This window comes from Mycobacterium sp. (genome assembly GCF_035506235.1).
In the GTDB taxonomy this organism is placed as follows: Bacteria; Actinomycetota; Actinomycetes; order Mycobacteriales; family Mycobacteriaceae; genus Mycobacterium.
Map to the genome: position 1 here is coordinate 1 of NZ_DATJPU010000023.1, position 3,757 is coordinate 3,757.

The following is a 3,757-nucleotide window of genomic DNA, read 5'->3' on the forward strand; positions in this document are numbered from 1 at the left end:
TGCCACAGGGCGATGTGGACCGCCCAGTCGTCGCGGCCGGGAGTGGAGAACTCGCGCGTGCCGTCCAGCGGGTCGATGATCCACACGCGGTCGCGCTGCAGCCGGGCCAGGTCGTCGTAGGCCTCCTCGCTGAGCACCGCATCGCCGGGCCGCTCGTCGCGCAGCCGCCGCAGGATCAGGTCGTTCGCCAGGCTGTCGCCCGCATCGCCGAGCGCCCACGGATGATCGAAACCGATCTCTTCGCGCACCTTGAGGAGCAGCTCCCCGGCGTCCGCGGCGAGATCGGCGGCCAGCGCCGCATCCGTCATCTCCTCCCGCTTGTCATGAGGGGCCGGGTTCACCGCTTCAGTATCGCCGACCGCCGACACAGCTAGAACCAATGGCGCCGCGCTTGCGATCGGCGCTGGACCGATGGCGCCGACCCGCCGCGCCCGGTCCCCCAGCTCCGCGGGGGTACCCCCAGCGCCGCACTTGCGATCGGCGCTGATATGTGAGTCATCTTGTCAAGTGGCAGGGGGAAGCGGCGGCCACAACCGTTGTCGTGGCCGCCGCTTCGTTGACCAGATGTGCCAGTTGGTGATGTCGAGCGTGTCGTATCGACGCGTGTCAGTCTGATATACGCGGGTTGGCTACCGCAGGACGGGACTTTCGAGTCGGAGCGGACCGCTTGTCTAGATATCGAGCGTGATCGGTTGTGTAGCAACGTGATTGCTCATAGCGCCGCCGCGGGTCACTCCAAGACGCTTGCCGACACCCGGTGACTCATCTGGACATTTGGGGGGTGCTCAGTCGTCGAGGACGGCCAGCGACCAGCACCATCCGGCCAGCTCACGCGCGATCGCAGCGTTGGAGACCACCGAGCGTTTCTTGCGCTCGTCAAAACGCCTCCAGCGTTCATGCAGGCGCCGGTTACCGGCCTGGCCGCGGGCCCGGGCGGCTGGGGATGCGGCATCCCAGCGCCGCCGCATCACAGCGCCGGGCCGGTAGGGGGCTCGGTGATGCCAGGCAGCTTCGACCAGCAGCCGGCGGGCGTGACCATTGCCGGTCTTGGTCACTCCGCCCTGGGTTCGCATCGCCCCTGAGGAGTACTCGCTGGGTACCAGCCCGAGGTACGCGCCGATACTGCGGCCAGTCAGCCGAGACCAGTCGCCGATCTCCACGGCCAGCCCGAACGCGGTCAACGTGGACACCCCGCGCAGACACCCCAGCCGGGTCACCACCGGAGTAAACGATGAATCAGCAGCCATCTCGGCGATCGCGGTATCGAGGCGCTCCCGGCGGTCGACAGTGGCCAGCATCGTGTCGAAAGCGGTGTCGTAGGCCAGCTGCAGCGCGGCGTTGTCGAACCGCTGCCGACGCAGCCACCGCTCATGCTCACGTGTCCAGGATCGCCCACCGCTGTACACGATCCCCTGGCGCAACAGCAGTTTCGACAGCCGGTGGCGAGCTGTCATTAAATCCCCACGGATATCCTCGCGGGCCCGCACCAGATCCCGCGCGGCCTCCTGTTCGACCGTCGGGATCGTCACCGCCACAACCTGGCCCAGATGCAACAACCGCGCCAGGTGCCGGGCATCACGGCCATCAGTTTTGACCCGGTCTCCGGGCGGCCGGATCAGCTTCGACGGCGCCGCCACCACACACTCGATCCCTGCTGCCAGCAAGAACCGAGCCAACCTGAATCCCGTCGGGCCAGCTTCATAAGTCACCGCCACCGGACCCGGCAGCGAGCGAACCCAATCCAGAACTTCACCCCGATCAGGGGTCAACCGGCGCTCGAACACCTCCCCGGAATCCCCATCCAGACCACACGCCACTACCGATCGCGCGTGCACATCCAACCCGACACTCGTACGCTGAACCTTCACTGGGGCCTCCCACATCTGTGGCTCTACGGCCAGGACCCAATTCCCGACCGCAACCCACGTTCACATGTGAGTGAGGCCCCAGCCCCCCATACCAACTTGTTCAATAGTCCTCAGGTGGTCAGGGTCTGCAGCCCCGATCACCGAGGTGCCGGTTCGGGATCGCCCGCTCTCATACCTGCCGCCCGGCCGGGTTGGCTCTTAGACGGCTTGCGTCCCGGATCGGCGCCGCTGGCTGGGAGTGGCTGAAGAGAGGCCTGCAAAGCCGAAAGTTGGTGTGCCCTCCCCGCGTTCACATCGTCAACGAGTGCAAGGAGGAACACCCGCCGTGGTGCCATCATCGACCGACCGGGTCGTCATCGCTGTCGACCCACACAAGGCATCTTGGACTGCCGCCGTCATCGACAGCGCGCTTCAACCATTGGACGTTGTTCGGGTCGATGTCAGCGCCGACGGTTACCGCCAGCTGCGTCGGTTCGCTCAGCGCTGGACCCAACCGGTGTGGGCCATCGAGGGGGCGGCCGGACTCGGCGCCCCACTGACCCAGCGGCTGGCCGCCGACGGTATCGAGGTCATCGACGTTCCCGCCAAGCTGGCTGCCCGGGTGCGGCTGCTCTCGGCTGGGCATGGCCGCAAGACCGATGAAGCCGACGCCGTCTCTGTCGGGATCGCCGCAGTGACCGCCACCCGACTCAACACCGCCGCCGTCGACGCGGCCATCATCGCGATGCGTGCCCTGGTCGAACACCGCGACGACTTGGTCAAGACCCGCACACAAACCGTCAACCGGCTTCACGTGCTACTGACCCACCTCACCCCGGCCGGCGCTCCACGCGGGCTGACCGCCGACCGCGCCGCCGACATCCTGCGTCAGATCCGGCCCCGCGAAACCGCCGCTAAAACGCTGCGCAGCCTCGCGCTCGACCTCGTCGCCGAGATCCGCCAACTCGACCGGCGCATCGCCAAAGCGGCTACCGACATCGCCGCGGCCGTCGAGGCATCTGGGAGCACCCTGACCGACCTCAGCGGCATCGGGATCCTCAACGCTGCAAAGATCATCGCCCGCGTCGGCACTATCGACCGATTCCGCTCCGCCGATGCCTTCGCGACCTACACGGGCACCGCCCCGATCGCAGCCTCTTCCGGCGACGTCACCCGCCACCGCCTCTCCCGTGCAGGTGACCGACAACTCAACTGCTGCCTGCACACCATGGCCATTTCCCAGATCGCCCGTGACACCCCCGGACGCGATTACTACCGACGAAAACGAGCCGCCGGCAAGAGCCACCGAGAAGCATTGCGCTGCCTTAAACGACGCCTATCCGACGTCGTCTACCGACAACTAATGCACGACGCCGCGCGACGTGAGGCAGGCCCGGGAGGACACTTGGGGGCGGCACTAACATCCAGCGCGGTCAGCTCAAACCCCACATGCTGACGCTTCGGACAAGTCACTTCCCGGACCTACCATCAGCCACCCTACAACCGGCCTCTTGACACAGAGAGGCGCCGTCTAGTGTCACCGGTCCCTGCCGCGAGCGTGAAGCTACCTTCACGCTCGGCGACCAACGTGAAACTAGCTTCACGCTCGGGGAAGGCGAATGTCAGCCCGGCAGCACCAGCACCGGCACCGGGCTCTCGCGAATGATCTTCGCGCTGCGCGAACCCAGGAACACCCGGCGGATCTCGTCGCGCGGGCGGGTGCCCAACGCAAGGATCTCGCCGTCCTGCCAGTCCACCTTGCGCAGCGCCTCCTCCCAGTCGCGGCCGGTAACCACTTCCAGCGCAACGTCTTCCGCGATCACCGCATCGGTCTTCAAGCGTGCCTGTATCGCCCGCGCCTGCGACGCCCACGCCTCGAGGATCTCGTCCTCGGCGTGCAGCCCCACCTC

The 3,757-nt window shown here is 66.8% G+C and carries 4 protein-coding genes; 1 reads left to right on the forward strand and 3 read right to left on the reverse strand.

Features of this window, described 5'->3' with window-relative positions; genetic code table 11:
- Both VMD50_RS03080 and VMD50_RS03085 read right to left on the reverse strand, forming a co-directional pair.
- Positions 1–308: inositol monophosphatase family protein (locus VMD50_RS03080; protein ID WP_325424744.1), on the reverse strand; the 308-nt coding region annotated here is incomplete at its 3' end.
- A gap of 477 nt (positions 309–785) precedes the next feature.
- The gene (locus VMD50_RS03085; protein WP_422656580.1) at positions 786–1,868 is read right to left on the reverse strand and encodes an IS110 family RNA-guided transposase; all 1,083 of its coding nucleotides are present in this window, start codon (positions 1,866–1,868) and stop codon (positions 786–788) included.
- Between the two features lie 328 nt (positions 1,869–2,196).
- Between VMD50_RS03085 and VMD50_RS03090 the strand changes: the two genes are divergently transcribed.
- Positions 2,197–3,303 (forward strand): IS110 family RNA-guided transposase, encoded by a 1,107-nt coding sequence (locus tag VMD50_RS03090; protein ID WP_325424740.1) that lies wholly within the window; start codon positions 2,197–2,199, stop codon positions 3,301–3,303.
- Between the two features lie 166 nt (positions 3,304–3,469).
- Here the strand turns inward: VMD50_RS03090 and VMD50_RS03095 are convergent.
- On the reverse strand, positions 3,470–3,757 hold a 288-nt coding region (locus VMD50_RS03095), incomplete at its 5' end, for a universal stress protein (RefSeq protein WP_325424742.1).